Source organism: Streptomyces profundus, assembly GCF_020740535.1.
Taxonomy (GTDB): domain Bacteria; phylum Actinomycetota; class Actinomycetes; order Streptomycetales; family Streptomycetaceae; genus Streptomyces; species Streptomyces profundus.
Map to the genome: position 1 here is coordinate 3,638,286 of NZ_CP082362.1, position 25,366 is coordinate 3,663,651.

Annotated in this window: 27 protein-coding genes and 2 pseudogenes; 15 read left to right on the forward strand and 14 right to left on the reverse strand. The window is 72.8% G+C overall.

The window, feature by feature from the left end; translation table 11 throughout:
- Nucleotides 1–16: 16 nt before the first annotated feature.
- The 3 genes and pseudogenes from K4G22_RS16010 to K4G22_RS16020 form a co-directional block, all read right to left on the reverse strand.
- Nucleotides 17–1,024, reverse strand: a complete 1,008-nt coding sequence (locus K4G22_RS16010) for a DNA cytosine methyltransferase (protein WP_228080912.1) — start codon at nt 1,022–1,024, stop codon at nt 17–19.
- Nucleotides 1,021–1,473, reverse strand: a complete 453-nt coding sequence (locus tag K4G22_RS16015; RefSeq protein WP_228080913.1) for a very short patch repair endonuclease — start codon at nt 1,471–1,473, stop codon at nt 1,021–1,023. Before K4G22_RS16015 ends, K4G22_RS16010 begins: the two co-directional genes overlap by 4 nt.
- A 177-nt stretch (nt 1,474–1,650) precedes the next feature.
- Nucleotides 1,651–1,966: pseudogene (locus K4G22_RS16020) on the reverse strand (transposase); the annotation flags it as partial.
- Between the two features lie 185 nt (nt 1,967–2,151).
- Between K4G22_RS16020 and K4G22_RS16025 the strand changes: the two are divergent.
- Nucleotides 2,152–2,346 (forward strand): hypothetical protein, encoded by a 195-nt coding sequence (locus tag K4G22_RS16025; protein ID WP_228080914.1) that lies wholly within the window; start codon nt 2,152–2,154, stop codon nt 2,344–2,346.
- A 1-nt stretch (nt 2,347) separates the two neighbouring features.
- On the opposite strand, the gene K4G22_RS16030 is transcribed toward K4G22_RS16025, so the two are convergent.
- The gene (locus tag K4G22_RS16030) at nt 2,348–2,758 is read right to left on the reverse strand and encodes a Fur family transcriptional regulator (RefSeq protein ID WP_228080915.1); all 411 of its coding nucleotides are present in this window, start codon (nt 2,756–2,758) and stop codon (nt 2,348–2,350) included.
- 348 nt (nt 2,759–3,106) lie between these two features.
- Between K4G22_RS16030 and katG the strand changes: the two genes are divergently transcribed.
- Nucleotides 3,107–5,338, forward strand: a complete 2,232-nt coding sequence (gene katG, locus K4G22_RS16035; protein WP_228080916.1) for a catalase/peroxidase HPI — start codon at nt 3,107–3,109, stop codon at nt 5,336–5,338.
- A 74-nt stretch (nt 5,339–5,412) separates the two neighbouring features.
- Here the strand turns inward: katG and K4G22_RS16040 are convergent, their stop codons facing one another.
- Nucleotides 5,413–6,426 (reverse strand): AraC family transcriptional regulator, encoded by a 1,014-nt coding sequence (locus K4G22_RS16040; protein ID WP_228080904.1) that lies wholly within the window; start codon nt 6,424–6,426, stop codon nt 5,413–5,415.
- A gap of 514 nt (nt 6,427–6,940) precedes the next feature.
- Here K4G22_RS16040 and K4G22_RS16045 point away from each other — a divergent pair.
- Nucleotides 6,941–7,597 carry a UTRA domain-containing protein gene (locus tag K4G22_RS16045; RefSeq protein ID WP_228080917.1) on the forward strand — a complete coding sequence of 219 codons (657 nt, stop codon included), beginning with the start codon at nt 6,941–6,943 and terminating at the stop codon, nt 7,595–7,597.
- A 62-nt stretch (nt 7,598–7,659) separates the two neighbouring features.
- On the opposite strand, the gene K4G22_RS16050 is transcribed toward K4G22_RS16045, so the two are convergent.
- The 3 genes from K4G22_RS16050 to K4G22_RS16060 all read right to left on the reverse strand — a co-directional run bounded on the left by K4G22_RS16050 (nt 7,660) and on the right by K4G22_RS16060 (nt 9,698).
- Nucleotides 7,660–8,139 (reverse strand): hypothetical protein, encoded by a 480-nt coding sequence (locus K4G22_RS16050; protein ID WP_228080918.1) that lies wholly within the window; start codon nt 8,137–8,139, stop codon nt 7,660–7,662.
- Nucleotides 8,140–8,164: 25 nt separating this feature from the next.
- Nucleotides 8,165–8,803, reverse strand: a complete 639-nt coding sequence (locus K4G22_RS16055) for a TIGR03086 family metal-binding protein (RefSeq protein WP_228080919.1) — start codon at nt 8,801–8,803, stop codon at nt 8,165–8,167.
- Between the two features lie 247 nt (nt 8,804–9,050).
- Nucleotides 9,051–9,698: an FMN-dependent NADH-azoreductase gene (locus K4G22_RS16060; protein ID WP_228080920.1), complete on the reverse strand. Its 648-nt coding sequence runs from the start codon at nt 9,696–9,698 to the stop codon at nt 9,051–9,053.
- A 163-nt stretch (nt 9,699–9,861) separates the two neighbouring features.
- On the opposite strand from K4G22_RS16060, the gene K4G22_RS16065 reads away from it, so the two are divergent.
- Genes K4G22_RS16065 through K4G22_RS16075 form a run of 3 tightly spaced genes read left to right on the forward strand, consistent with a single transcriptional unit; the run spans nt 9,862 to nt 11,531 of the window.
- Nucleotides 9,862–10,260, forward strand: a complete 399-nt coding sequence (locus K4G22_RS16065; RefSeq protein WP_228080921.1) for a winged helix-turn-helix transcriptional regulator — start codon at nt 9,862–9,864, stop codon at nt 10,258–10,260.
- 51 nt (nt 10,261–10,311) lie between these two features.
- The gene (locus tag K4G22_RS16070; RefSeq protein WP_425336695.1) at nt 10,312–11,157 is read left to right on the forward strand and encodes a hypothetical protein; all 846 of its coding nucleotides are present in this window, start codon (nt 10,312–10,314) and stop codon (nt 11,155–11,157) included.
- 38 nt (nt 11,158–11,195) lie between these two features.
- Nucleotides 11,196–11,531: a rhodanese-like domain-containing protein gene (locus K4G22_RS16075; RefSeq protein ID WP_228080922.1), complete on the forward strand. Its 336-nt coding sequence runs from the start codon at nt 11,196–11,198 to the stop codon at nt 11,529–11,531.
- Here K4G22_RS16075 and K4G22_RS16080 read toward each other — a convergent pair.
- The gene (locus K4G22_RS16080) at nt 11,500–12,666 is read right to left on the reverse strand and encodes an aminotransferase class I/II-fold pyridoxal phosphate-dependent enzyme (protein WP_228080923.1); all 1,167 of its coding nucleotides are present in this window, start codon (nt 12,664–12,666) and stop codon (nt 11,500–11,502) included. The genes K4G22_RS16075 and K4G22_RS16080 overlap by 32 nt on opposite strands.
- A 152-nt stretch (nt 12,667–12,818) precedes the next feature.
- Here K4G22_RS16080 and K4G22_RS16085 point away from each other — a divergent pair, with 152 nt between their 5' ends.
- The 3 genes from K4G22_RS16085 (at nt 12,819) to K4G22_RS16095 (ending at nt 15,765) form a co-directional block, all read left to right on the forward strand.
- On the forward strand, nt 12,819–13,616 hold the full coding sequence (locus K4G22_RS16085) for a DUF5819 family protein (protein ID WP_228080924.1): 798 nt from the start codon (nt 12,819–12,821) through the stop codon (nt 13,614–13,616).
- A gap of 80 nt (nt 13,617–13,696) precedes the next feature.
- Entirely contained in the window at nt 13,697–15,025 is a 1,329-nt protein-coding gene (locus tag K4G22_RS16090) for an HTTM domain-containing protein (RefSeq protein ID WP_425336795.1), read from the forward strand.
- Nucleotides 15,022–15,765 (forward strand): TrmH family RNA methyltransferase, encoded by a 744-nt coding sequence (locus tag K4G22_RS16095; RefSeq protein ID WP_228080925.1) that lies wholly within the window; start codon nt 15,022–15,024, stop codon nt 15,763–15,765. The genes K4G22_RS16090 and K4G22_RS16095 overlap by 4 nt, the downstream gene beginning before the upstream one ends.
- Here the strand turns inward: K4G22_RS16095 and K4G22_RS16100 are convergent.
- Nucleotides 15,762–16,169: a VOC family protein gene (locus K4G22_RS16100; protein ID WP_228080926.1), complete on the reverse strand. Its 408-nt coding sequence runs from the start codon at nt 16,167–16,169 to the stop codon at nt 15,762–15,764. The two genes, K4G22_RS16095 and K4G22_RS16100, sit on opposite strands and share 4 nt — an antisense overlap.
- 337 nt (nt 16,170–16,506) lie before the next feature.
- Nucleotides 16,507–17,190, reverse strand: a complete 684-nt coding sequence (locus tag K4G22_RS16105; RefSeq protein ID WP_228080927.1) for an HAD family hydrolase — start codon at nt 17,188–17,190, stop codon at nt 16,507–16,509.
- Between the two features lie 354 nt (nt 17,191–17,544).
- Here K4G22_RS16105 and K4G22_RS16110 point away from each other — a divergent pair, with 354 nt between their 5' ends.
- The 3 genes and pseudogenes from K4G22_RS16110 to K4G22_RS16120 all read left to right on the forward strand — a co-directional run bounded on the left by K4G22_RS16110 (nt 17,545) and on the right by K4G22_RS16120 (nt 19,743).
- Nucleotides 17,545–17,757: a hypothetical protein gene (locus tag K4G22_RS16110; protein WP_228080928.1), complete on the forward strand. Its 213-nt coding sequence runs from the start codon at nt 17,545–17,547 to the stop codon at nt 17,755–17,757.
- Nucleotides 17,758–17,842: 85 nt separating this feature from the next.
- Nucleotides 17,843–18,421, forward strand: a pseudogene (locus K4G22_RS16115) (TetR/AcrR family transcriptional regulator); the annotation flags it as partial.
- Between the two features lie 113 nt (nt 18,422–18,534).
- Nucleotides 18,535–19,743: a nitric oxide synthase oxygenase gene (locus K4G22_RS16120; protein ID WP_228080929.1), complete on the forward strand. Its 1,209-nt coding sequence runs from the start codon at nt 18,535–18,537 to the stop codon at nt 19,741–19,743.
- 28 nt (nt 19,744–19,771) lie between these two features.
- Here the strand turns inward: K4G22_RS16120 and K4G22_RS16125 are convergent, their stop codons facing one another.
- Both K4G22_RS16125 and K4G22_RS16130 read right to left on the reverse strand, forming a co-directional pair.
- Nucleotides 19,772–20,386, reverse strand: a complete 615-nt coding sequence (locus tag K4G22_RS16125; RefSeq protein ID WP_228080930.1) for a dihydrofolate reductase family protein — start codon at nt 20,384–20,386, stop codon at nt 19,772–19,774.
- A 105-nt stretch (nt 20,387–20,491) separates the two neighbouring features.
- A complete protein-coding gene (locus tag K4G22_RS16130; RefSeq protein WP_228080931.1) occupies nt 20,492–20,968 on the reverse strand; it encodes an Lrp/AsnC family transcriptional regulator in 477 nt (158 codons plus the stop codon).
- A 347-nt stretch (nt 20,969–21,315) separates the two neighbouring features.
- On the opposite strand from K4G22_RS16130, the gene K4G22_RS16135 reads away from it, so the two are divergent.
- From K4G22_RS16135 to K4G22_RS16145, 3 genes are read left to right on the forward strand one after another with little or no spacing between them, the layout of a single operon-like run.
- Nucleotides 21,316–22,170 (forward strand): NTP transferase domain-containing protein, encoded by an 855-nt coding sequence (locus K4G22_RS16135; protein WP_228080932.1) that lies wholly within the window; start codon nt 21,316–21,318, stop codon nt 22,168–22,170.
- Entirely contained in the window at nt 22,167–23,486 is a 1,320-nt protein-coding gene (locus tag K4G22_RS16140) for a molybdopterin molybdotransferase MoeA (RefSeq protein ID WP_228080933.1), read from the forward strand. Before K4G22_RS16135 ends, K4G22_RS16140 begins: the two co-directional genes overlap by 4 nt.
- Nucleotides 23,483–24,610: a potassium channel family protein gene (locus K4G22_RS16145; protein ID WP_228080934.1), complete on the forward strand. Its 1,128-nt coding sequence runs from the start codon at nt 23,483–23,485 to the stop codon at nt 24,608–24,610. The genes K4G22_RS16140 and K4G22_RS16145 overlap by 4 nt, the downstream gene beginning before the upstream one ends.
- Before the next feature lie 21 nt (nt 24,611–24,631).
- Here the strand turns inward: K4G22_RS16145 and K4G22_RS16150 are convergent, their stop codons facing one another.
- Nucleotides 24,632–25,267 carry an HAD family hydrolase gene (locus K4G22_RS16150; RefSeq protein WP_228080935.1) on the reverse strand — a complete coding sequence of 212 codons (636 nt, stop codon included), beginning with the start codon at nt 25,265–25,267 and terminating at the stop codon, nt 24,632–24,634.
- Between the last annotated feature and the right edge of the window lie 99 nt (nt 25,268–25,366).

A 25,366-nucleotide genomic window follows, 5' to 3' on the forward strand; every position in this document is an offset into this window, starting at 1 on the left:
TGTGTTCCCGGGCTGTTCATAGGGTTGGAGTGTATCCGTCGAGGGAGCTTTCAGGACCCACGAATGCGGCTCGGATCGCGCAGCCCAGCGCCCTGGCAACCGGTGGCGGGGAAGCATGTCCGATCTGGCGATAGCGAGCGGTCTTCTTCCCTGCGAATACCCAGTCCTCCGGAAAGCCCTGGAGGAGCGCCGCCTGCCCGGTCGTGATGCGAACCATCCCCTGCCGCCCCGCCTCCGGCGCCCAGCGGAAGTCCGGGCCGGGAACCTCGTCTGCCACCGTTCCCCCGTCGACCCCCATCCTGGCCCATGCCCTCCTCGTTCCGGTGGGCCCGAGATCCGCACCCCCTCGGCTCTCCGAACCGCCCACCAGAGTCGGTGCCACTCCTGCCGCCTGCCCAGCCCATCGGGTCGCATCCGGCCAGCCCCCTGCGGCCATCGAGCGATGCAGAGCACGTCCGACGGAGAAAGACTCGCGAACCGTCGGGGCCGGTGGCCGGAAGGCGTCGAACCAGGGCATTTTGAGGGCGACGAGGAAGCCCTGTCTCCGATGCTGCGGAACCCCGAAGTCGGCTGCGTTCAGCAGAAACCATAGGAGTCGGTATCCGAGATGATGCAACTCCTCGCGGATGAAGTCCCGCATCGGCTCCAGGTCGGGTGCGTCCACCAGACCCGGTACGTTCTCGATCACCAGAGCACGCGGCTGAACTGCGTGCACCAGGTAGACGGTTGCCTCCACCAGGCGCAGTTCGGGGGCCGCTCCGCTCGGTGCAGCGACCGCGCCGGCCTTCACCCGAGGGAGTCCGGCGGACAGCAGGTCCACGTCGTAGATGTCTCTGTGCCTCGAAGGAGCGAAGTCCAGCAAGTCCGTTTGGAGAACCCGCCACGCCGAGCGGTTCCTCCGCAGGGTGTCGCAGGCCACCGGCTTCCGGTCGAGGAGCAGCACGGGGTCGAAGCCGGCCTGCTCCAGTCCCAGGGCCATTCCCCCGGCTCCCGCGCAGACATCGACACATCGAAGTCCGCTCACTCCTCACCGCCTTCCGCCCGCCCATCCCGGGTCGCCCTCCGGCGATCAACGACTGAGGCCACCTGGCGCATGACGACCTCCGGAGACTCATGCTCCCAGAAGCGCCGGACCGTCCACCCCTGGGACCTTAGCTGTGTGTCCGTCTCCCGGTCCCGCTGAACGTTGCGATCGAGCTTCTGCCGCCACCAGCCGGCATTCGTCTTCGGGCTGGTGGCATGCTCGGGACAGCCGTGCCAGAAGCAGCCATCTATGAGGACGGCCAATTTGATGCCGGTGAAGGCGATATCGATCTTGCGCCTGCGCATACCCGGCACCGGATGGTGTATCCGATAGCGATACCCCGCAGCATGAAGGAGCCGTCGTACCGCGCGCTCCGCTCCGGTATCCCGGTTGGCCTGCCGACTCATGCGTGCCGAGACCTGAGGGCTGGAGGGCGGCGCAGCATGCATGGTCCCAGTGTCCTATCTCCCGAGGACGTTTCGGTCCGCGATGACGAAGTCGGTGAGGAAACGGGGAGCGCACCGCGTGCTCCGAGGAAGATCCCTGCCTTTGAGATCTCTCCCCCCATGCCCCGGCCGGGCCGACGCGTGGGTAGCCGGGCCGGGGGGGGAAGGGGTGGGATGCTCTCATGGATGTCCTGCCACAGGAGCGAGGTCGGTTTGAGTGATTCGTTCGGTTGGTGTGCTGGTCAGGGCGCGGTAGATCTCGCGGGCGACGAATCGGTTGAGGCAGCGGATGATGTCCTTCTTCGACAGTCCTTCCCTGGTTCGGCGTTCGGCGTTCGCGTAGGCGCGGGTGCGTTCGTCGTAGCGCATGCGGACCAGCACGATGGTGTGCAGGGCATTGTTCGCACCCACCGTCACCGCCCCGGTTGAGGTGGTGTCGGTGGGTGCGGCCGGAGGATGCCGGGATCGGCGCGACGCCGGCCAGGTGGGCGAACGCACCCGGTGAGGACGACGCCGCCGAGCGGGTGCGGCAGAAGTTGCGGCACTGGTCGGTCGACGCCGCGCTGACCGGGACACCCCTCGGGCCGCCGTTGCGGGGGCACACCAACGCCGCTCGGCGTCCGCGGCCTCGTTCTCGACCGTCTCGAACCGGCACCGGTGGGCGGGGCGGCGCGGTGGCCGGTGGCGGTGCGGGACTGGACGAATATCGTCGACCGGGGCGATGTGGTGGCCCTGGTCAAGGAGCTGGCCCCGACGTTTGGCGAGCGGGTGCGGGACGTTACCGTGCACAACGGCGCACGCGCCCATGATGTGCGCCCCTATCTCACGGCGCGCGAGACCGGCGCGGCGATCGCCACCGCGCTGGCGGGGCGGTAGTTCAGGCGCAGTCCGGGCAGATGCCCCGGTAGGTGACGTCGACATCGGAGATGGTGAAGCCGAAGCGTTCGGAGTCCGGGAGGTCGGCCAGCGGATCACCGGCCGGATGGACGTCGCGGATGGCGCCGCAGCCCGAGCAGACCAGATGGTGGTGCGGCCGGTGGGCGTTGGGGTCGTAGCGCTTGGCGCGGCCGTCGGTGGCCACCTCAAGCACCTCGCCGAGCGAGACGAGTTCGCCCAGGGTGTTGTAGACGGTCGCCCGGGAGATCTCGGGCAGTCGGCCGGTGGCGCGTTCGAGCACCTCGTCGGCGGTGAGGTGGACATGCTCGCCGTCGAGCACCTCGGCGACGACGCGGCGTTGGGCGGTCATCCGCCAGCCACGTCCGCGAAGCCGTTCCAGCAGGTCACTCATGGCCACCAACCTCATCGTGCTTCGGCTATGGGATGAATCGTACGCTCTGGCTACAGTCTGGCTGTCGTATTGACCTGGACTTGGTCCATTGTAGGATCAGTTCCGGTGAGGAACCTAGACACAGGACACCAACTGGGGAAAAAGGCGTGACGGTTCAGCACGGGAATGCGCGCGCCGCGGGGTCCGGTCGTCCCGGAACCCCCGGCCCCGCCTCGCCCGCGTGCGCCCCGGCCGGCGAGGCCGCCGCGACCCCCGGGGCCCGGCCCCGGACACCTCACCGCGTCCAGTTCGCCGAGCGTTCCCCCCGCATTTCCGAGCAATGTGATCCGCTAGTCCGGAAGGTTTCCCATGGCTGAGAATCCCGACGCAATCGTCACCGACGCGAAGACGGAGGGCGCCGGCGGCTGCCCGGTCGCGCATGGACGCGCCCCGCACCCGACGCAGGGCGGCGGCAACCGCCAGTGGTGGCCGGAGCGGCTCAACGTGCGGATCCTCGCCAAGAACCCGGCGGTGGCCAACCCCCTCGGCGAGGACTTCGACTACGCCGAGGCGTTCACCTCCCTCGACCTCCCGGCCGTGAAGCGGGACATAGCCGAGGCGTTGACCACCTCGCAGGACTGGTGGCCGGCCGACTTCGGCCACTACGGCCCCTTCATCATCCGGATGGCGTGGCACAGCGCGGGCACCTACCGGATCAGCGACGGCCGCGGCGGCGCCGGCGCCGGGCAGCAGCGGTTCGCCCCGCTCAACAGCTGGCCGGACAACGGCAACCTCGACAAGGCCCGCCGGCTGCTCTGGCCCGTCAAGAAGAAGTACGGCCAGAGCCTCTCCTGGGCCGACCTGATGATCCTCTCCGGCAACGTCGCCCTGGAGACCATGGGCTTTGAGACCTTCGGCTTCGCCGGCGGCCGTGCCGACGTCTGGGAGGCCGAGGAAGACGTTTACTGGGGCCCCGAGACCACCTGGCTCGGCGACGAGCGCTACACCGGCGACCGCGAGCTGGAGAACCCGCTCGGCGCGGTCCAGATGGGCCTCATCTACGTCAACCCCGAGGGCCCCAACGGCAACCCGGACCCGATCGCCGCGGCCCGCGACATCCGCGAGACGTTCCGCCGGATGGCGATGAACGACGAGGAGACCGTCGCGCTGATCGCCGGCGGCCACACCTTCGGCAAGACCCACGGCGCCGGCCCGGCGGACGCCGTCGGTCCCGACCCCGAGGCCGCGCCGATCGAGGCGCAGGGCCTCGGCTGGCAGAACAGCCACGGCACGGGCAAGGGCGGCGACGCGATCACCAGCGGCCTTGAGGGCATCTGGACCGACACCCCCATCACCTGGGACAACAGCTTCTTCGAGATCCTCTTCGGCTATGAGTGGGAGCTGTTCCAGAGCCCGGCGGGCGCCAACCAGTGGCGGCCGAAGGACGGCGCCGGGGCCGGCACCGTGCCGGACGCCCACGACCCGGCGAAGACCCACGCGCCGACGATGCTCACCACCGACCTCTCGCTCCGGTTCGACCCGGCCTACGAGCGGATCTCGCGCCGCTTCCTGGAGAACCCGGCCGAGTTCGCCGACGCCTTCGCCCGCGCCTGGTTCAAACTGACCCACCGCGACCTGGGCCCGACCGCCCTCTACCTCGGCCCGGAGGTGCCGAGCGAGACGCTGATCTGGCAGGACCCGCTGCCGGCGGCGAGCGGCCAGCCGCTCGAAGCCGACGACGTCGCGGACCTCAAGGCGCGGATCCTCGCCGCCGACCTCTCGGTGGCCCAACTCGTCTCCACCGCCTGGGCGTCTGCCGCCTCCTTCCGCGGCAGCGACAAGCGTGGCGGCGCCAACGGCGCCCGCGTCCGCCTCCAGCCGCAGAGCGGCTGGGAGGTCAACGACCCGGACCAGCTGGCGACGGTGCTGAGCGCCCTTGAGGGCGTCCAGGAGTCCTTCAACGCCGCCCAGGCCGGGGACAAGCGGGTCTCGCTGGCCGACCTGATCGTGCTCGCCGGCGGCGTGGCCGTCGAACGGGCCGCCAAGGACGCCGGGTTCGACGTCGAGGTCCCCTTCACGCCCGGCCGCGTGGACGCCACGCAGGAGCAGACGGACGTGGAGTCCTTCGCCGCGCTTGAGCCGACCGCCGACGGGTTCCGCAACTACCTGGGCAAGGGCACCCGGCTGCCGGCCGAGTACCTGCTGCTCGACCGCGCCAATCTGCTCACCCTGAGCGCGCCCGAGCTGACCGTCCTGGTCGGCGGCCTCCGCGTGCTGGGCGCCAACCACCAGGGGTCGTCGACCGGCGTCCTCACCACCACCCCGGGCTCGCTGACCAACGACTTCTACGTCAACCTGCTCGACCTGGGCACCACCTGGCACGCCACCTCGGCGGACGCCAACACCTTCGAGGGCCGCGACGCCACCACCGGCGCGGTCAAGTGGACCGGCAGCCGCGCCGACCTGGTCTTCGGCTCGAACTCCGAACTCCGCGCGCTGGCCGAGGTCTACGCGAGCGATGACGCGAAGGAGAAGTTCGTGACGGACTTCGTCGCCGCCTGGACCAAGGTCATGAACCTCGACCGCTACGACCTCGTCTGACCCACCCGCACCCGCACCCGGACCACCCCGGCCCGGCCCCCCACGAGGGAGGCCGGGCCGGGGTGTTCGGGGCCTCAGCCGGTCAGGGTTTCGGATGGGGGGTGGCCGTAGCGTTGGCGGTATTGGGCGGCGAAGCGGCCGAGGTTGGAGAAGCCCCAGTGGTGGGCGATGTCGGAGACGGTGGCGGAGCGGTCGCTGGCGGCGGTCAGGAGGTCCTGGTGGGCGTGGCGGAGGCGGACCTCGCGGAGGTAGCCGAGGGGGGTGGTGTCCAGATGGGCGCGGAACGCCTCCTGGAGGGCGCGGGGGCTGACGCGGGCCGCCGTGGCCAGGTCGGTGAGGGTGTGGGGGTGGTCGGGGTGTTCCTCGATCAGCTTCATGGCGCGGCGCAGCGCCGCATGGGAGACGGTGCCGCCGCGTCGCGCGTGGACGCCCCGGGTGATCAGTGGCTGGGTCGCGACGAGCAGGCTGGCCGTGGCCTGGGTGAGCTGGGTGGCGACCAGGGGGTTGGTGCGGGCGACGCCGTCGCCGAGCACCTCCTGGCGTACCGCGCCCGAGATGGTGGACCAGCTGCGGGCCGCCTGCGGTGAGATGGCCTTCCCCAGCGCGAACCTGGCCCGGACGGGCCCGTCGACGCCGAGGGAGTCGGCCGCCGCCCGCTCCACGACCTCGCGGTCGAGCCGCACCGTGAACATCCGCGCGCCGGGCGACCAGTGCACCTGGAAGCCGCGGTAGGGGTCGAGGACATAGGTCTCGCCCGGGCCCACCCGGTACTCCTCCCGGCCGGGGGAGCTCACCGTCACCCGGCCGTGGGTGACCTCGCAGACCAGCAGGTAGCTGCCGAGCGGCTGCGGTCGGATCAGGGTCTCCGCCCGGCCGCCCCGGCGTCCGTAGCTCAGCCCGGAGACGGTGATCCCCGGGAAGCCGCTCTCCGCGTACCAGGCGGAGAACTCGTCCGGATCGCCCAGGCAGTCCAGCTGGTACGGGCTGTAGGCGTGGCTGATGATCTCCTGGGTCTCTTCGAGATCGCTGCTGCGCACGAGCGTCGTCAGCCTGCTCAGGTCGCCCGTGGTGACGCTGAGCTGTGCCATCGGCCACGTCTCCTTCGCTTCTCGTTTTCCGGCCGAGCGCCGCGTTTCGCGAGTAGCTGACGGGTGCCTGTCGTGAGTAGCGTCGTACCCGTCCGCAGTCAAGGCGTCTACGGCTCTTCGGGCGGTCTTCGGGCCTGGCGCCTCGGGCTGGCACCGGCCTGGATCCACGGGGGACGTTCAGGACGGTTGAACGAGGTGGCCCCTGCCGTGAGAACCACCACGGCAGGGCTCATCCCGCACACACGCCCCTTCGGTCCGGTTCAGTCTGTACCCGTAACCGCCACATCCGAAGCGCACGACCGAGAGTGGGAAACGGGCGGGTTCGCCCCGCGCGGTCTCGGTTCCCGTGGCCTCCGCCCAGTCCTGACCAGGCTGGGCGGAGGCTTTTTCGTCGTGGTTCGGCCTTGGGCGACCGCCGGCGGTGGGAACGTTCGGCGGGCCGTCGTGGATCGGCCGCCGCTCCCCGGTAGGGGTGGTCCTCTCGGGAGCCGGCGAGCGAGAGGTGCGAGGCGCGATGGCGGAGCGGTACGAGGAGGTCCCCGACGATCCGCGGCGGACCCGGCACGGCGACCCCGCCGTCCGGGCGCGGCGCCGGCTGGTGCGGCGGGCGGACGAGCGGCACCAGTGGGAGAAGAACCGCGCCCGGCTGAGCCACACGGTGCGGGCCGGCACCGGGGTGACGGAGCACGACACCGGTCTCGCGGTCGGCGACCTGGTGTTCAGCGCGGTCTACCTGCCGGTGGAGGCCGGCCCCGAACTGGCCGCCGCCTTCGCGGTGCCGACGGGAACGCCGCTGGTCGAGCGGTCGTACCGGACCCGCCATGTCGAGGAGCCGGCGCCGTTCAACCTCACGCGCTCCTACCTGGTGACCGAGCAGGTGGCCGCCAACCCCGAGCTGCTCGACGCGGCCAACGAGCCGTGGCCCGGCGGCACGCAGAGCCAGCTGCGCACGGTCGGCATCGAGGTGGCGCGGATCGTGGAGGAGATCACCGCCGCGCGCCCGCCGACCGACGAGGAGGCGAGCGCGTTGGCCATGGCCCCCGGCACGGCGGTGATCGACCTCCGCCAGCGGTGCCTGGACGTCGACGACCGGGTGGTCGAACTCTCCGAGGTCACCCTCCCCGGCGACCGCACGCGGCTGGAGTTCGTGACCCGGTTGGACCCTTGGTGATCGAGCGGGACCGAACGGGATCGAACGGGGCTGGTCGGGGTCGGTTCGGGTGGTGGCCGTGTTCAGTCGGACGAGGGTGGGGCGGGGTGGCGGAGCGCGGTGGCCGCGTCGTCGACCCAGGCGTCGATTGCCTCCCGGGTGCGGTCCCTGAGCGCGTCGAGGTCGGCCCGGTCGGTGGCCTCGTGCAGCTTCTTGACCTCCGTCAGGACCTCGGCCGCCCGCTCGCCGACCGTCGGCCGGTCGGCGAGCAGGCGGCAGCGGAAGAGCGCCTCCTCGACCTCGTTGAGCCGCTCATAGGAGCGGGCGCGTGCCTCGACGGGGTCTCCCGGCGGTGGGTCCTCGTTCAGGCAGAACCACCGATGGACCAGCGCGCGACGGTAGTTGACCAGCGCGGCGGCGTAGGCGGTGTACGCGTCCAGCCGCTCCTCGCGCAACCGCTCCTCGCGGGCGAGGAGTTGACCGCGCACGGCGACGCGCTGCTGGAAGAGGTGGTTGGCCCCGGCACCGAGCAGGGTGCCGAGCACCGCTATCACGCTTGCCACGATCGCCTGCACAACGGGCAGTCGATCACGGCCCCGGGGGTGGCGTCCAGGACGGTGAACGGCCGCTGAGCGCCACCGCCTTGGCCAGCTCCGCGGCGTCGGCCGGCACCGGGACCGGCGGCCCGAACGGGCCCTGGGCGCGGGCGTCGGGGTCGTCGGCGTCCTGGGAGAGCAGATCGATCGACGCCCGCAGCGAGGCGGGGTCGGCGACATACGGCTGATCGGTGGCGCGGGCCAGATCCCAGCCGTGCAGCAGCACCTCGTTGAGGGCGACGACGCCGGCGATCTCGCCGGGCAGGTCGACCCCGCCGGCCCTGGTCGCCCCCCGCCAGGCGGCGGGCTCCCGCCATGCCTCGGCCAGCTCCGCCAGCTGGTCGCGCAGCTGGCGGCGCCAGTCGTCCGGGAGCGGGGGCGTGGCCGCGTTCGGGTCGTCGGGGTCGGTGTCGGTCAGCGGGCCAAGATCCTTGCGGGCGCTGTCGCGGAAGGCTGTCGTCAGCGCCAGCAGATGTTCCAGCAGCCGGCGCACCGGCATCCCGGGACAGGGCGTCGGCGCGTCGAGCCGGTCGTCCGGCACGCCGTCGAGCAGCGCGGCGAGCCGGTCGGCGACGGGCCGCAGATCGAGCGGCTGGACCGCGGTACGGTCAGTGGCATCGGCATCAGTCATACCGGGTGGACCGATCCCGGCGCCGAAACTCATCGCTCGTCGGGCCCGGCCGTTCGCGACGGCCGGACGGGGCCCCGCTCCCCGAGCCGGACTGGCGAGGCGCCGGCCGCGAACACGTTCACCGGGGCGGGGGCGCTGCCGCCACGCCGCACCCCCACCGTCCGTTGACCCCCGTCCGGTACCCGACGCTGCTCCGTACCGCGCTTCGGCCAACGCCGCCCGCGCGGCGCCCGCCGCCCGCGTAGGGCTACGCGTGGTGGGCGGCGGCCAGGGCCGTGGCGTGGGTTCTGGCGGCCTCGTGGGCCTGGGCGCGGGAGGTGTCGGCGAGGCCGACCAGGTCCGCCATGGCGGGGATGATCCTGGCCAGGGTCAGCTCGGGGACGATGAACCGGACGTCGAGCGCGAGCGCCGTGCCCAGCAGGTGTTCGAGGTATGGCGCGTTGAAGTCCTGGCCCTCGCGTGGGGTGCCGGCGGCGTAGGAGCCGCCTCGGCTGGTCACCACGGTGACCGGCTTGCCGGCGATGGTGGAGTCTGGGCCGAGGGTGCGCCCGGCCACGATGACGTGGTCCAGGTAGGAGCGGAGCGTCGTCGGGACGCCGTAGTTGTACAGCGGCGCGCCGATGACCACGGCGTCGGCCGACTCCAGCTCGACGATCAGCCGCTCGCGCTCGGCGAAGGCGCTCCGCTGCTCCGGCGTGCGCTCCTCGGCGGGGACCGCCGCCGCGTAGTGGCTGACCCGGGTCAGATGGGGCAGCGGCTCCGCGTCGAGGTCGCGGTAGATCACGGTGCCCCGCGGGTGCTGCTTCTCCCAGGTCTCGCGGAATGTCCTCGTCACCTCGCGGGAGACGGAGTTCTCCCCGTTCAGCGAGGAGTCGATGTGCAGCAGTGTGGCCATGAGGGTGATGCCTCCGGGGCGGGTCCACGGGGTTCCGGGGACGGTGGGTGTGGGAGCTCACCTGAGGTGAGTGGGTGCGGCAGAAGAAGTGGCAAGCGTAAACGCAGCTGCTTACTTTTCTACAGTAACTCTTTTTTGGTGGGGTGCAAGTAGTCTGGAGGACATGCGAGGAAGCAGGGACGAGATGCCGCCGGCCGCCGGTGCGCGGCACCCCGACGGCGGGTGCGCGGCGCCGGCCAACGCCGTGCACCATGTCTTCGGGCTGCTGGGCAAGCGCTGGACGGGCCTGCTGATCGCCTCGTTGATGTCAGGCCCCGGACACTTCGCCGAGCTGCGCCGCTCGGTGCCGGGGATCAGCGAACGGATGCTCTCCGACCGGCTGAGCGAGCTGGTCGAGGCCGGCCTGGTCCACCGGGACGTGCACAACGGGCCCCCGCTGCGCGTGAGTTACCGGCTCACGGAGGCCGGCGAGAACCTGCGGCCCGCGCTGGCCGAGCTGACCCGCTGGGCCGAGGGACACCTCGGCGCCGCCGGCGCCGCCTGTCCCCGCATCGACGGCTGACCGCCCGGGTGGCCAACCGTCCATCCGGCAGAGGTGCCCTAGGCTGACCAGGTGAGCGATGCGGCGGACGAGGCGACGAGCAACGGGCAGGACCGGACGGGCGAAGCCCCGGGCGATGCGGACGAGGGCACGCGGCGGCTGGCCCGCGCCGTGCGCGCCGCCGAGGACGCGCTGATCGAGTTCGAGATCGCGGTGGAGACCTTCCGGATCGAGGTGGAGAACTTCTCCCGGCTGCACGAGCAGCGCCTCGGCCCGCTCTACGCCCGCGTCGAGGAGCTGGACGCCCAGCTCGCCGAGGCGGTCGCCGCCCGCACCGGCGATCCGGAGGACCAGCGCCGCGCCCAGGAGGCGCGCGCCGCCGTCACCCCGATGCCGCTGGTCTCCGAGCTGTTCCAGGGCTGGTTGGACGGCGACGGCTTCTCGCCCGAGGGCTACGCCATGCTGACCGACCAGTCCGTGCGCCAGCCGCCGCGCGTCCGTCCCGGCGAGGAGGCCAGGGCGCTCTACCGCGAGCTGGCCCGCCGCTGCCACCCCGACCTGGTCACCGACCAGACGGAGAGGGAGCGCAGGGACGCCTTCCTGTCCCGCGTCAACCAGGCGTACGCGCGCGGCGACGCGGACGCGCTGCGCGAGCTGGCCGAGGAGTGGGAGGCCGGCGGCGCCGGGCCCGAGGAGAAGCCCGCCTCGGCCGGCGAGGAGCTGTACGCCCGCCTTGAGTGGCTGGCGCAGCGGAAGGAGCTGCTGGCGGACGCCGCAGCCGCGCTGGAGGACAGCGCGGTCGGCGCCATGCTGCGCATGGCCGACGACGATCCGGACGGACTGCTCACCGAGGTCGCCGAGGGGCTGCGCCGGCAGATCGCCACCAAGGAGGCCGAGCTCACCCGCCTCACGGCCTGAACCGGCCGCCGCCCAGCGGGTTGTGGCAGGGTTGGGGCATGAGTTTTGGGGTTCCCGCCGTGGGCGCGGGTGAGGTGCCGGACGACGGCCTGTTGATCGATGTCCGGGAGCCGGACGAGTGGGCCGCCGGGCATGCCGAGGCGGCCGTGCACATTCCGATGGGTGAGGTCGTCCAACGGCTCCCGGAGATCGTGGAGCTGGCGGGGGAGCGGCCGGTGCACGTGGTGTGCAAGGCCGGCGGGCGCTCGGCGCAGGTGACGGCCTTCCTCGAACAGCAGGGCGTGACGGCCCGCAACGTGGACGGCGGGATGCACGCCTGGCAGGCCGCCGGCCGGCCGTTGGTCAGCGATCGGGGCGAGCCGACGGTGCTGTGAGCGCCGACAGACGCGTCACGGCCTCGCGGAGCGCGTCGGGCCGGCGGCAGAAGGAGAACCGCACCAGCCAGGGCGCGGTGTCGACGCCCTGTTGGAACGCGCTGGTCGGGATCGCCACCACGCCGGCCAGCTCGGGGAGTTCCCGGCAGAACCGCGGCCCGTCGGCGAAGCCCCACGGGCGGATGTCGGCCTGGAGGAAGTAGCCGGCGTCCGCGCGGTAGGGGCGCAGCCCCGCCGCCGTCAGGCCGCCGGCCAGCAGGTCGCGGCCCGAGGCGAGCACGCCGCGCAGCTCCTTCGCCCACTCCTCGACGCCGCCCAGGGCGCCGGCGATCGCCTCCTGGTAGGGGGTGCCGGAGGCATAGGTGAGCCACTGCTTCACGGCGGCCACGGCCGCGACCAGCTCGGCCGGGCCGCTGATCCAACCGACCTTCCAGCCGGTCACGTTGAACGTCTTGCCGGCCGATGAGACGGTCAGGGTGCGCTCCCGCATCCCGGGCAGCGTGGCGATCGGCAGATGCCGGGCGCCGTCGTACACCAGGTGTTCGTAGACCTCGTCGGTGAGCACGGTCAGCTCGTGCTCCCGGCACAGCTCCGCGATGCGGCCCAGCTCGTCGGGGGTGAAGACCTTGCCGGTCGGGTTGTGCGGCGAGTTGAGCAGCAGCAGCCGGCTGCGCGGGGTGAGCGCGGCGCGCAGCGCGTCGGAGTCCAGGGCGAAGCCGTCGCCGTCGATGGCCAGCCCCACGGTGACCAGCGTCGCCCCGCTGAGCCTGGCGTCCGCCGCGTACGCGTCGTAGCAGGGGTCGAAGGTGACGATCTCGTCGCCGGGGCCGGTCAGCGCCAGGACGGCGGCGGCCAGCGCCTCGGTGGCGCCGGTGGTGACCAGCACCTCGGCGTCCTGGTCGAGCGCGATCCCGTAGCGTCGCCGCTGGTGTTCGGCGACGGCCGCGCGCAGCGCCGGGTGGCCGGTGGCCGGCGGGTACTGGTTGGCGCCGGCGAGCACGGCGGAGGCCACGTCGGAGAGCAGCGCCCCCGGCGAGTCCAGGTCGGGCACGCCCTGGCCGAGGTTGACCGCCCCGGTGCGGCGGGCCAGTTCGGTCATCTCGGTGAAGATCGAGGTCTCGGTCGCTCGGCTCATCCCCACACGATAGGGACCCGCCGCCCGGTGGCCCAGGGCCGGCCGCGGGTCGGCGGCCGAGGTGTCAGGACGCGCGCCGAAGGCGATACGGTGCTCGGGTCAGAGCGAGTGAGTGGCGCCGCCGTGGTGGCGGCGCGGGGGAGCGGGCCGAGATGTTGCCATCCGACACAGCGGCCGGGTCGGCCGGCGCGGCCGACGACGGGAAGCGGGCGGACACCGCGCCGCCCGAGGGGGAGCTTGAGTCCGTCAACCTGGGCGCGCTGTCGCTCAGGGCGCGGGCGGTCCTCGCGGTGGCCATCAGCGGGATCGGTGTCTTCGCCTGCTGGCACCTGGCGATGATCTTTCTCTTCGTCGCGCCGTCCAACACCGTGCGCGAGGAGCACTGGGGCGTCGTGGGCGGCTATATGTACCCGGAGTTCGAGCAGAACTGGAAGCTCTTCGCGCCCAACCCGATGCAGCGCGACACCGTTGTCGAGGCCCGCGCCGAGGTGAGTGAGGAGTGGGGCCAGGACCCGGAGATCACGGAGTGGATCGACCTCACCGCGATGGATATCGAGCAGATTCGGCACAACCCGCTGCCCAGCCATTCACATCTGAACATGCTGCGTCGCAGCTGGGACTTCTACGACAAGGTCCATAACGACGACGGGGAGCCGATCGGGATGCGTGGCGAGGTCGCCGCGAGCTATCTGCACCGGATCGCCCTCCAGCGGCTCGACGAGCGGATGGATCTGGGCGGCGTCGAGCGCATCCAGCTGCGCGTGGTCACCACCCGGGTCCCGCCGCCCAGCTGGCGCACGGAGGACTACGACACCTCGCCCGTCACCCAGGAGCTGGAGTGGTGGACGGTGACCGCCGACGACCGGCCCGAAGGGGTCCCAGGGCCCGGCGAGGCCGACGCCACCAACTCCGACGACACCGCGGCGTCGAGGAACGAGGCCCGGCCGTGACCGTTCCCCCGCCCCGCTCCGGCGACCCGATCCCCGGCGGCCCGATCCCCGGCGACCCGACCGCAGCCGGCCGCGAGCCGCTGTCGCGGGCCCCGCACGCCCCGGAAGCACCCCGAGCGGCCGAAGCGGCCCGAGCGGCGGAAGCGGCCGAAGCGGCCGAACCCCCGTCCCCGTTCGCCGGCATGGGCCGCAGCTTCGACTCCGCGCTGCTGCGCGGCATCGGCAACATCACCCGCCGCGCGCTGGGCCCGTACCAGACGGCCATCGTCCGCATCGGCTTCGCCGTCACGATGCTGGTGTTCCTGCTGCGCGAGTGGCCCCACCGGGGCACCCTCTACGGCCCGGACAGCCCCTGGGGCTACGACCTGGCCACCCGGTTCGTCGACGACAGCGGCGCGTTCACGCTGCTGCTCTGGTCCGACTCCGGGCTGTGGTTCGAGCTGGTCTACCACCTGACCATGGTCTTCTGCGTGGCCCTGCTGGTCGGCTGGCGCACCCGCGCCAGCTCGGTGCTCTTCATGATCGGCGTGCTCTCGCTGCAGAACCGCAGCGTCTTCATGCACGACGGCGGCGACAACGTGATCCATCTGATGGCGATGTACCTGGTGGTGACGCGCTGCGGCCAGGTCTGGTCGCTGGACGCGCGGCGCCGCGCCCGGCAGCGGGCGGCCGGCGGGGCGGCCGGGGACACCACGGGCATCGTGCTGTGGGCGGTGCTCGGCGCCGCGCTGGCGATCGCGCTGGCCAGCGGGAAGCTGGACAGCCCGGTCTGGACGGCGTTCTTCCTCGGCATGTGGCTGGTGCACGCCTACTGGTGGCTGATCCGCCGCCACGCCCCGGGCGAGCCGCGCGTGGTCTCCGAGATGATCGGCAACCTCGTGCACAACGCGGCGCTGCTGGTGATCATGTTCGAGGTCTGCATCATCTACTCGACCGCCGGCTGGTACAAGATCCAGGGCTCCCGCTGGCAGGACGGCACCGCCGTCTACTACCCGCTGGAGCTGGACTACTTCAACGCCTGGCCGGAGCTGAGCTCGCTGATCACCGGCAGCGGGATGCTGGTGCTCGCGCTCACCTACGGCACTGTGATGCTCCAGGTCGTGTTCCCCTTCGCGCTGTTCAACCGGCGTGCGAAGAACGTGCTGTTGGTGCTGATGATGGGCGAACACGTCGGCATCGCCGTGCTGTTGGGGCTGCCGTTCTTCTCGATGGCGATGATCGCGATGGACGCCGTCTTCCTGCCCACCGCCTTCCTGGTCTGGCTCGGCAGCCGCTCCAAGCGGGTGACGGCGCCGCTGGCCCGGTTCACCGGGCGCTGGCGGCGGCCGGCCGAGAGGGCGGCGGTCGACGAGGCGCCGCAGGGCGTCGAGCCGGCGCCCGCCCGGCCGGCCTGGGCCGAGCGGGCGTGACCGCCCCCTCGCCGGCCGCGCGCTGGGCGGAACTCGCCCCCGGCACGGTGCTGTTGGACGGTTTCCACGCGCTCAAGCACGCGCTGCGGTTCGGCGCGGAGGTGCCGCTGGCGCTGGCCACCGACCGGCCGGCGGCCCTGGCGCTGGCCGCGCGGCTGGCGCCCGATGTCGTCGAGCCGCTGGCCGCCTCGTTGGTCGAGGTCGGGCCCGAGACGCTGCGCGGCCTCGTCGGCCGGCCGCACCCGACCGGGGTGGCCGCGCTGGCGGTGCGGGACAACGCCTGGCCCGCGCCGGCCGCCGAGGCGCGCGAGGCGCCGCTGGTGCTGCTGGACCAGCCGCGCCATCTGGGCAACGTCGGCGCGGTGGTGCGGCTGGTCGCCGGCGTCGGCGCGGCCGGGGTGCTGACCACGGGAACGGTCGACCCCTGGCATCCGACGGTGCTCCGGGCGTCGGCCGGGCTGCACTTCGCCACCCGGGTCGGCCGGGCGGAGCCGGGCGAGCTGCCGGCCGGGCCGCTCCTCGCGCTCGATCCGGACGGCGACGACCTACGGGGTCTGCGCCTCCCCGACAACGCGGTGCTGGCCTTCGGCTCGGAGCGCGCCGGCCTCTCCCCCGAGGTGCGCGCGCGGGCGGACGCCCTGGTCGCGCTGCCGATGCGGGCGGGCGTCTCCAGCTACAACCTGGCGACCAGCGTGGCCATGACGCTCTACCACTGGCAGGCGGGCCACGGGCCTTGCTAGAGGGACCAGTCGCGGGTGGAGAGCACCAGGCGGTAGCCGTCCGGGTCCTGGAGGGTGACGCCCCAGGTGTCCCAGTACGGGTTGTGCGCGGGCACTCGCGCGCCCCCGGCGCGCTCCAACGCGACGATCAACTCCTCGGGCACCGGCTCGGCGAGATAGACCACCAGCAGATCCTCCGGGGTCGGCGTGGGCTCCGTCGGCGCCCCCGGGTCGTACGTCAGCTCCAGGTGCCAGCCGGCGTCCGGCCACCCCACCATCAGCAGCGCGTGCTGCCCGGGGGTGCCGTCCGCCTCGTGTTCGTACAGCACGGAGAGGCCGAGCCCGTCGACCCAGAAACGTCGCGCCGCCGCCAGATCCAGCGAGGGGCGGGCGATCCGCAGCTTGGCCTGACCGTTGGCCGGCATCGGGGCACCTCTCCCGGGCCGTACGGACGACGGCCGCGTTCCGGTCGAGCGTAAGCCCTGTCCTGCCGATCTTGCCGCGCTCGGGACTCCCCGAGACTTCGTCTGGGAGGTGCCCCCAGCGGATGGGGGCACCTCCCAGGCCCCCAAGGGCCTGGAGGAACCTCGCTGCGTTACCGAATCGCGCGAGCACTCCCCTGGACTTCGTCCGGGGGAGTACGAGCTGCGATCCGGCTCCCCCAGGCCCCCAAGGGCCTGGCGAGCACCTCCCCCAGCCGCCAGGCTGGGGGAGCCGCAGGCTGAGCCGACAAGACCGGCAGGACAGGACGTAACCCGGCGCTCAGCCCGAGAGCTCGGCCCCCTCGGCGAAGCGTTCGTTGAACGCGGACACCCGCTCCGGGATCTCGCGCAGGCCGTTGATCCGCATGGTGGGCAACGAGGCGGCGTCCGGGTGGTGTTGCTGGAGCATCGCCCAGGGGCCACGGCGGATCAGCGCGGTGCGCAGGCCGACCATCGCCGCCGGCCGGATGTCGTGGTCCAGCCGATCGCCCACATAGAGGATCTCCTCGGGGGCCACTTCGAGCTCGTCGACGAGGAGCTCGAAGAACCGGGGGTCGGGCTTGGCCACCCCCAGATCGGTCGACGTGGTGATCAGCCCGGCGTAGCCGGAGAAGAGCGTGCGCAGCAGCTGGGTGGTGGCGGGGCTCTGGTTGGCCGCGATCCCCAGCCACATGCCGGCCTCCCGCATCACCCTGATGGTGATCCGCACATCCGGGTAGAGGTCGTTCTCGCCGAACCACTCCGGCTCCCCGGCGGCCGTCCGTTTCTCCCGTTCCAGGGCCAGGTCGAAGCCCGGCCGGAAGACCTCGAACGTCTCCCGGTGGTCGAGGCCCTGGGCGATGGCCGCCCCGAACTGCGCGGAGAAGGTGTGCCGAGGCACCCCGAGCCAGGCGGCCCAGCCGGCCCACTCCCGACTCTCGTCCACCAGGCACTCACCCACGTCGAACACCACCGCTCGAATCATGGCCGGCAGCGTATAGAGCCGGAACGCCCCAGCGGCATGGGGCCGTCCCCGATACGGGCGGTCTCCCGGCGAACTCGGGACGCCGCGCACCGCGATGGGGCATGCTGCGCCCAGCACTCGCGTACCCCGCACCCGGAGCCTCCGCGTCACCCCGCCAGGGAACCCCACCGCACGCCCTTCCGGGAGCCCGTGGATATCGAACAGGTGGCGAGGGCTCACTCGCGCACGATCCCCCGAAGGGGTTCTCCGTTGCGCAATGCGGTGGAACCTCGCGCCTTCCGCCCCTCGACAGCGCGCAGAGTGGTCTCCGGTGTATGCGTGACGGAACGGCTACTGAGAGCAAGGGAGCGGTCGATGGCCTGGACCGACGGCGCCTGTGTGGTGGACACCCGGACCGGGAGGGTCGGGCGGGTGGCGGGGCGGATCGGCCCGCGGCTGAGACTGCGTCCGCTGACCAGGGGGCGCACCTGGCACTGCCCGACGGAGGTGGTGCGCGCCGCCACGGAGTGGGAACAGCGGAACGCCGATGTGCTGGACGAGAACTGGCGCTTCTGGCGACCGGCCTGAACTCCCGCCGCGCACAAGGCGAAACGATCCCGCTCGACGCCAGCGGGCAGGGGACAGGGCCTAGGCTCGCCGCGGAGGTGGTCGCGTGGTGCCGCGGGCGCGGGAGAGTCACACGCCGGAGAGTCTGCTGCGGGTGGCGGTCGAGGTGTTCAACGAGCGGGGCTACGACGGCACGTCGATGGAGCATCTGGCGCGCGCCGCCGGGATCTCCAAATCGTCGATCTACCACCATGTCGCCGGCAAGGAGGAGTTCCTGCGGCGTGCCGTGGACGCCGCCCTCGACGGGCTCTTCGGCGTGCTGGCCGAGCCGCAGTCCCGCGCCGGACGCGCCGTCGACCGGTTGACCCATGTGGTGCGGCGCACCACCGAGGTGCTGATGGAGCGGCTGCCCGAGGTGACGTTGCTGCTGCGGGTGCGCGGCAACACGGAGACCGAGCGGCTGGCCCTGGCGCGGCGCCGGGAGTTCGACCGGCGGGTCGCCGAACTCCTGGTGCGGGCCGAGGCGGAGGGGGATCTGCGGCCGGGAACCGACCCCAGGGTCGCGACCCGGCTGCTCTTCGGGATGATCAACTCGGTGGTGGAGTGGTATAGGCCACATCCGCGTGGTGCGGCCGGTTCCCCCGAGGTGGTCGAAGCCGTCATATCCACCGCTTTCCATGGCCTGTTGGGCGCCCGTCCGGCGCCGGACCCGGCGGCGTCGGCGTCGACGCGTGGTCGGTCGACTACGCTGACCGGGCACGGAGGTGACGCAGGAGTCGCAGGTGACCCGGGGAGTCCATGATCAACGACCGCGCCACCCGTCCGCGGCTGCCGCGGCGGAAGCCGGCGCCGACCGTTCCCGCGTGGGAGCCCCCGAGTTGGGGCGAGGCCGAGGACTTCCTGCGGCGCTTCCACACCGAACAGCCCGAGCAGCCGGTCGCGTTGCCGATGCGGCTGCGTCAGGTCAGGGAGCAGCTTGAGCAGTACGGCACCTACCGGCACACCCGCGCCGAGCTGGAGTTCGGCGCCCGGGTCGCCTGGCGCAACGCCAGCCGCTGCATCGGCAGGTTGTACTGGAAGAGCCTGCGGGTCCTGGACCGCAGGGACGCGCTGACCGCGGAAGCGATCCACGGCCATCTGCTGGAGCACATCCGGGTCGCCACCAACAGCGGCCGGATCCGCCCGGTGATCTCCGTCTTCGCGCCGGCCACCCCGGAGCGCCCGGCGCCCAGGGTGTGGAACAGCCAGCTGATCCGCTACGCCGGCTACCGCACCACCACCGGCGGACTGATGGGCGACCCCGGGCATCTGGAGTTCACCGACACGGTGCGGCGGATGGGCTGGCAGGCCCCCGGCGGCTGGTTCGACATCCTGCCGCTGGTGGTCGAGGCGCCGGGCGACAAACCGCAGCTGTTCGACGTGCCCCGTGAGCTGGTGCTCGAAGTCCCGCTGACGCATCCCCAGTTGGCGGCCTTCGCCGAGCTGGGGCTGCGCTGGCACGCGGTGCCGGCGATCTCCCACATGCGGCTGACCATCGGCGGCGTCGACTACCCGTTGGCCCCGTTCAACGGCTGGTACATGGGCACCGAGATCGGCGCCCGCAACCTGGTGGACCCGGACCGCTACAACCTGCTGCCGGTGATGGCCAGGATGATGGGCCTCGACACCAGCAGCGAGAGCACGCTGTGGCGGGACCGGGCGCTGGTCGAGCTGAACGTGGCGGTGCTGCACTCCTTCGAGCGGGCCGGCGTCAAGATCAGCGACCACCACACCGAGTCCCAGCGGTTCCTCACCCATCTGGAGCGCGAGGAGCGGGAGGGCCGGATCACCCCGACGGACTGGAGCTGGATCGTGCCGCCGATCTCCGGCGGCATCACCCCGGTCTTCCACCGCTACTACGACGAGGCGGACCAGCGGCCCAACTTCTATCTGGACGACGAGGCCGTGGAGCTGAGCAAGGGCCGCTGCCCGGTCAGACACCACGACGCGGGCGGAACGTTTCCCTGAGCGGGTGGCGACCCCTTCGCCGGAGCGGTCAGGACAGCTCGAAGGAGCCGAAGCCCAGCTCGCCGGCCGGCTCGTAGACCTGCACCACGATCCCCGTCGGCGTGCTGTCCGTGCCCAGCAGGCGCATCGCCCCCGGGCGCGCGCCCTCGGGGAAGAGCCGCCGTCCGCCGCCCAGCACCACGGGGAAGACCAGCAGCCGCAGCTCGTCGACGAGGCCCTCGCCGAGCAGCGTCTGCGCCAGGTCGCCGCTGCCGTGCACCTGGAGCTCCCGCCCCGGGCTCTCCTTGAGCTCGGCGACCTGGGCGACCACGTCGCCGGTCAGCACGCTCGACCCCTGCCAGGCCGGCGTCCGCGGGGTCCGCGAGGCGACGTACTTGGGCTGGCCGTTGAGCCGGGTCGCCACGATGTCGTCCGGATCGCTGATCAGCGGCCAGTGCGCGGCGAAGATGTCGTACGTCCTGCGGCCCAGCAGAAAGGCGTCGGCGGCGGCGAACCAGTCGGTCACCAGCCGCCCCATCGCCTCGTCCGCGTAGGGCACCACCCAGCCGCCCCGGGTGAAGCCGTCGCTGGTGTCCTCCTGCGGACCGCCGGGCGCCTGCACCACGCCGTCGAGCGAGATGAACTGGGTCAGGGTGAGCTTCATGCCTCTGCGCTCCTTCACATCCTGCCGACGGACCCGCCGCGGACACCGTCGGGAGACCACCGTCACCCGGTGTGGCCCCCGGCGCGACCGGAAAGCGGCACGCGGTCACGGCTCGGGGAGCGGATCGGTCTCCTCGAAGACCAGCAGCGTCCGGGTGCTCAGCACCTCGGGGATGGCCTGGATGCGGGTGAGCACCAGCTCCCGCAGCTGCCGGTTGTCCGCCGTGTGCACCAGCAGCAGCACGTCGAAGTCGCCGCTGACCAGCGCGATATGCGCCACCCCCGGCAGCCGGGCGAGCTCCTCGCGCACGGTCCGCCAACTGTCCTGGACGATCTTCAACGTGATGTAGGCGCAGGCCCCCTGACCAGCCCGTTCATGGTCGATCCTGGCGGAGAAGCCGCGGATCACCTGGCTCTCCACCAGTCGGTTGACCCGGGCGTACGCGTTGGCACGCGAGATGTGCACGCGCTCGGCGATCGAACGGATCGACGCCCGTCCGTCCAGGCGCAGCAGGCGCAGTATCGCCTCGTCGATGGCGTCGAGCGGCCGTTCGCCCCCCATGGGCAACTGGTCGTCCGGCATACCCGGGTGCCTCCCCTCCCTGGACATCCTGCCCCCATATCACGGCAAATCCGGCCGTCTGTCCACAGGGTGTGACCGCACCTAGCCAGCGGGCGCCATCGATCGAACAATCGGTGGAGAGAAACCGTGCGTGTTCCCCCCGACTCGCACGGGCACCGACCCGGTCGGTTCGCGGCACTGGGCCGCCGCGCGCCGACCCGCCGCCCACAGCGCGGCCGATCCCCCACCCGTCGGCCAGCCCCAGGTCGGCCGGCGGCCCCCCTGTGGGCAGCCCCGCGCCGGGCGCCCGGCCTTTTGCCGGGCCCCGCGCGGGGCCCCGCCCCGGGCCCCGGGAGTACCGTGACGCCATGAGTTCCCCCTCGGGGTTCGAACGCGCGCCCGCCCTCGATGTGCTGGTGCTGGCCGGCGGCGCCGGCCGGCGGCTCGGCGGCGTCGACAAGCCCGCCGTACGGATCGGCGGCCGAAGCCTGCTGGAGAGGGTGCTCGCCGCCGCCCCGGCCACGACGCGGCCCCCGATCGTCGTCGGCCCGGCCCGCCGCACCGCGCGCGAGGTCCGCTGGACCCGCGAACAGCCGCCGGGCGGCGGCCCGTTGGCCGCGCTCGCCAGCGGTGTCGCGCTGGCCGAACAGCCGCTGGTCGCCGTCCTCGCGGCCGACCTGCCGTTCCTCGACCCCGCCGCGCTGCCCCGGCTCGCCGCGGCCGTCCCGCCCCGGGGCGACGGCGCGCTGCTGATCGACGGCACCGGCCGGGACCAGCCGCTGACCGCCGTCTACCGCGCCGCGGCGCTGCGCCGCGCGCTGGCCGAGCTGACCGGGAAGGCGCCGGACGGCACGCTCGCCGGCATGCCGCTGCGCGCCCTGCTCGCCCGCCTCGACCTGCGGCGACTGCCGGGGCCCGAGGCGCGGGACTGCGACACCTGGACCGACATCGCCGCCGCCCGCGCGCGGATCAGGGACGATGGGCGGGTGCTTGAGGAATGGATCGAAGCGGTCAAGGTCGAGCTGGGCGTCGAACTCGACGTGGACATCACAGCCCTGCTGGACGCCGCACGTGACGCCGCCCACGGGGTGGCCCGCCCGGCCGCCCCGCTGACCACCTTTCTGATCGGCTACGCCGCCGGCCGGTCGGGGCTCCCGCCGGCCGAGGCCGCCGCCAGGATCTCCGCGCTCGCCGAGAGTTGGGCGAGAGAGGGCCAGCCGTGATCGACGAGTTCGACGACGCCATCGCCCTGGCCAACGGCCCGGTGCCACCGCCGGCCGAGCCACAGACCGCCGGCCGCGGCCACGCCCCCGGCGAGGCGTCGGCCCAGGACCCCTGGGCCGACGACGTCGCCAGGCCCTACCGCCCCACCGCCGACCATCCGGGCTGGGACAGCGCGCGCGAGCTGGCGCACCGCGCCGTCCGCCCGTTGCCGCCCCGCCGGCTCCCCATCGACTACGCGCTCGGCCACACCCTGGCCTCCCCGCTGACCGCGCTCACCGACCTGCCGGCCTTCGACACCTCGGCCATGGACGGCTGGGCCGTCGCCGGGCCGGGGCCCTGGCGGCTGACCGGCCGTTCGACGGCGCTCGCCGGCGGCCCGCTCAGCCAGCCGCTCACCGACGGCCAGGCCGTCCCCATCGCCACCGGGGCCCGCGTCCCCGACGGCGCGACCGCCGTCCTGCGCACCGAGAACGGCACGGTCGAGCGGGGCCAGCTCACCGGTGAGAGCCCGCAGCCGGGCGGCGACATCAGGCCGCGCGGCCAGGAGTGCCGCAGCGGCGTCGAGCTGCTGCCGGCCGGCGGCCAGCTCACCCCGGCCGGCCTCGGCCTCGCCGCCGCCGCCGGCTACGACCAGCTGGCGGTCCGGCCCAGGCCCCGGGCCGAGGTGCTGGTCCTCGGCGACGAACTGCTCTTCCGCGGCCTGCCGCACGACGGGCGGGTGCGCGACGCGCTGGGGCCGATGGTCGGCCCCTGGCTGGCCGCCCTCGGCGCCCAGGTGCTGGTCACCCGGCGCCTCGGCGACGACGCCGAGGCGCTGCGCGAGGCCATCGAGACCACTCGCGCCGACCTGCTGGTCACCACGGGCTCCACGGCCGCCGGGCCGGTCGACCAGCTGCGCGGTGTGCTGCGCGAGCTGGGCGCCCACACCCTGGTCAGCGGCGTCGCCGTGCGCCCTGGACACCCGATGCTGCTGGCCGAACTGCCGGCCGGCGTCCCGTTGATCGGCCTCCCGGGCAACCCGCTGGCGGCGGTCTCCGGGCTGCTGACGCTGGCCGCCCCGCTGCTGCGCGCCCTGGCCGACCGGCCGCCACCCGCCGACCGCACCGGCTGGCTGACCGACCGGGTCACCGGGCATCCGAGGGACACCAGGCTGGTGCCCGTCCACTGCCTCGACCCGACCACGGCCCGCCCGCTGAGCTACGCTGGCCCGGCCATGTTGCGCGGCATCGCCGCCGCGTCCGCTCTGGCGGTCATTCCGCCGGGGGGCGCCGAGGCGCGTGCCGAGGTGCGCCTCCTCGACCTTCCACCGGCATGAGATTCCCAAGCCCCTCCCCAGCCGAACGATCCGAACGCGCCGAACTCGCGGACCGTTCCCCCGGCGTACGGCTGCCGCGCTACGCGGCCGGCCCGCTGATCCAGGTCGCCCGCCGACTGCTGCTGGCCACCGGGGTGATGGCGCTGGCGGCGGTGCTGGTCTATCTCGACCGGCGCGGCTACCACGACAACCACGACGACGAGGTCAGCCTCACCGACGTCCTCTACTACGTCACGGTCTCGCTCTCCACCACCGGCTACGGCGATATCGTCCCCGAATCCGACGGCGCCCGGCTGCTCACCACGTTCGCCATCACCCCGCTCCGGGTGGCCTTCCTGATCATCCTGGTCGGCACCACCCTTGAGGTGCTCACCGAACGCACCCGCGATCAGTGGCGACTCTCCCACTGGAGGAAGCACTTGCGCGATCACACCGTCATCGTGGGCTTCGGCACCAAGGGCCGATCCGCCGCCGAGACGCTGATGAGCGGCGGGCTCGGCCAGGACCAGATCGTGGTCGTCGACCCGGATCCGCAGGTGGTGGAGGCGGCCAACGCCCTGGGCTACGCCGGCGTCGTCGGCGACGCCACGCGCAGCGACGTGCTGGTCAGGGCCAGGGCCGACCGCGCCCGCCAGGTGGTGATCGCCACCCAGCGGGACGACACCGCCGTGCTGGTGGCGCTCACCGCCCGCCAGCTGAGCAAACAGCTGCGGATCGTCGCCTCCGTGCGTGAACAGGAGAACGTCCCGCTGCTGCGACAGTCGGGCGCCGACTCCGTGATCACCAGCGCCAGCGCCGTCGGCCGACTCCTCGGCCTCTCCATGATCAGCCCCAGCTCGGGCGCCGTGATGGAGGACCTGATCCAACACGGCAAGGGCCTCTCCCTCAAGGAGCGCCCCGTCACCAGCCAGGAAGCGGGACGCTCCCCCCGCGACTGCGCCGACCTCGTCGTCTCCGTGATACGCGGCCACCGGCTGCTCCCGTACGACGACCCGGACGTGGCGACCCTGGAGCTCACCGACCGCCTGGTCGTCATCCGCCGCGTCCCCCCGGACGAGGAGCACCCCACCCCTCGCCGCCCCCACGACCACGGCCCCGGCTCCTGGCGCATCCCCCGCCGCTGACCCCTGCCGGGTCCTGACCGGTCAGGGGGGCGGTGCCGGCCGGCCGCCCAGCAGGTCGGTGAGCCGGGCCACCGTGCTGCCCTCGTCCGTGGCCAGCAGCGTCGTCATGCCCAGTGCCTCGGCCGGCGGTAGGTTCCTCGCCTGGTCGTCGACGAAGACGCAGTCCGCACCTGGCAGGCCGAGTCGGTCGAGCATCAGCTGATAGATGGCGGGCTCCGGCTTCGCGACACCCTCCCGCTCGGATATCACCGTCACATCGAACAGGTTCCAGACGTCGGTGTGCGCGTACGGGTCGTAGGGGGCGAGGCCGAAGCTGTTGGAGAGCATCGCCACCACGTACCCGTCGGAGCGCGCGCGTCTCGCCAGCTCCACCATGCCCGTCGCCGGCCGCACCCGCGCCCAGGCCCGCCCCATCAGATTGTCGGGGGCCACCCCGAGCAACGGCCCCATGGCCGCGTTCCACTCCCGCTGGGATAGCGCGCCCGACTCCAACCGCCGGTAGAGCGCCCGGCCTTCGGGATGGGCGTCGAGCGCCCGGCCCCAGGCGCCAGGGGGCAGCCCCTCCGCCGTGCACCAGGCGTCCGCCGACTCCCTCACCCCCGCCGTCAGCACCCCACCGAAATCCAGGATCAGCGCGCGAAAGGCCCGCTCCGCCATGCCCCACCCCTCCGTCTCTCAGGTACCCCACGCGATGGCTACCCGGTGGGCCGGCCCACGAGGCGCCGGTGGCCTGTTTCCGGCCGGGGGGTGGCGCGT

Bases quoted from the DNA above. Each gene is read 5' to 3' on its own strand.
- K4G22_RS16015 (WP_228080913.1), bottom strand. From the start codon at position 1,473: ATGCATGCTGCGCCGCCCTCCAGCCCTCAGGTCTCGGCACGCATGAGT.
- K4G22_RS16150 (WP_228080935.1), bottom strand. From the start codon at position 25,267: ATGGCGGAGCGGGCCTTTCGCGCGCTGATCCTGGATTTCGGTGGGGTG.
- K4G22_RS16110 (WP_228080928.1), top strand. From the start codon at position 17,545: ATGGCCTGGACCGACGGCGCCTGTGTGGTGGACACCCGGACCGGGAGG.
- K4G22_RS16105 (WP_228080927.1), bottom strand. From the start codon at position 17,190: ATGATTCGAGCGGTGGTGTTCGACGTGGGTGAGTGCCTGGTGGACGAG.
- K4G22_RS16085 (WP_228080924.1), top strand. From the start codon at position 12,819: ATGTTGCCATCCGACACAGCGGCCGGGTCGGCCGGCGCGGCCGACGAC.
- katG (WP_228080916.1), top strand. From the start codon at position 3,107: ATGGCTGAGAATCCCGACGCAATCGTCACCGACGCGAAGACGGAGGGC.
- K4G22_RS16075 (WP_228080922.1), top strand. From the start codon at position 11,196: ATGAGTTTTGGGGTTCCCGCCGTGGGCGCGGGTGAGGTGCCGGACGAC.
- K4G22_RS16030 (WP_228080915.1), bottom strand. From the start codon at position 2,758: ATGAGTGACCTGCTGGAACGGCTTCGCGGACGTGGCTGGCGGATGACC.
- K4G22_RS16135 (WP_228080932.1), top strand. From the start codon at position 21,316: ATGAGTTCCCCCTCGGGGTTCGAACGCGCGCCCGCCCTCGATGTGCTG.
- K4G22_RS16080 (WP_228080923.1), bottom strand. From the start codon at position 12,666: ATGAGCCGAGCGACCGAGACCTCGATCTTCACCGAGATGACCGAACTG.
- K4G22_RS16045 (WP_228080917.1), top strand. From the start codon at position 6,941: ATGGCGGAGCGGTACGAGGAGGTCCCCGACGATCCGCGGCGGACCCGG.
- K4G22_RS16040 (WP_228080904.1), bottom strand. From the start codon at position 6,426: ATGGCACAGCTCAGCGTCACCACGGGCGACCTGAGCAGGCTGACGACG.
- K4G22_RS16130 (WP_228080931.1), bottom strand. From the start codon at position 20,968: ATGCCGGACGACCAGTTGCCCATGGGGGGCGAACGGCCGCTCGACGCC.
- K4G22_RS16055 (WP_228080919.1), bottom strand. From the start codon at position 8,803: ATGACTGATGCCGATGCCACTGACCGTACCGCGGTCCAGCCGCTCGAT.
- K4G22_RS16065 (WP_228080921.1), top strand. From the start codon at position 9,862: ATGCGAGGAAGCAGGGACGAGATGCCGCCGGCCGCCGGTGCGCGGCAC.
- K4G22_RS16125 (WP_228080930.1), bottom strand. From the start codon at position 20,386: ATGAAGCTCACCCTGACCCAGTTCATCTCGCTCGACGGCGTGGTGCAG.
- K4G22_RS16100 (WP_228080926.1), bottom strand. From the start codon at position 16,169: ATGCCGGCCAACGGTCAGGCCAAGCTGCGGATCGCCCGCCCCTCGCTG.
- K4G22_RS16060 (WP_228080920.1), bottom strand. From the start codon at position 9,698: ATGGCCACACTGCTGCACATCGACTCCTCGCTGAACGGGGAGAACTCC.
- K4G22_RS16120 (WP_228080929.1), top strand. From the start codon at position 18,535: ATGATCAACGACCGCGCCACCCGTCCGCGGCTGCCGCGGCGGAAGCCG.
- K4G22_RS16145 (WP_228080934.1), top strand. From the start codon at position 23,483: ATGAGATTCCCAAGCCCCTCCCCAGCCGAACGATCCGAACGCGCCGAA.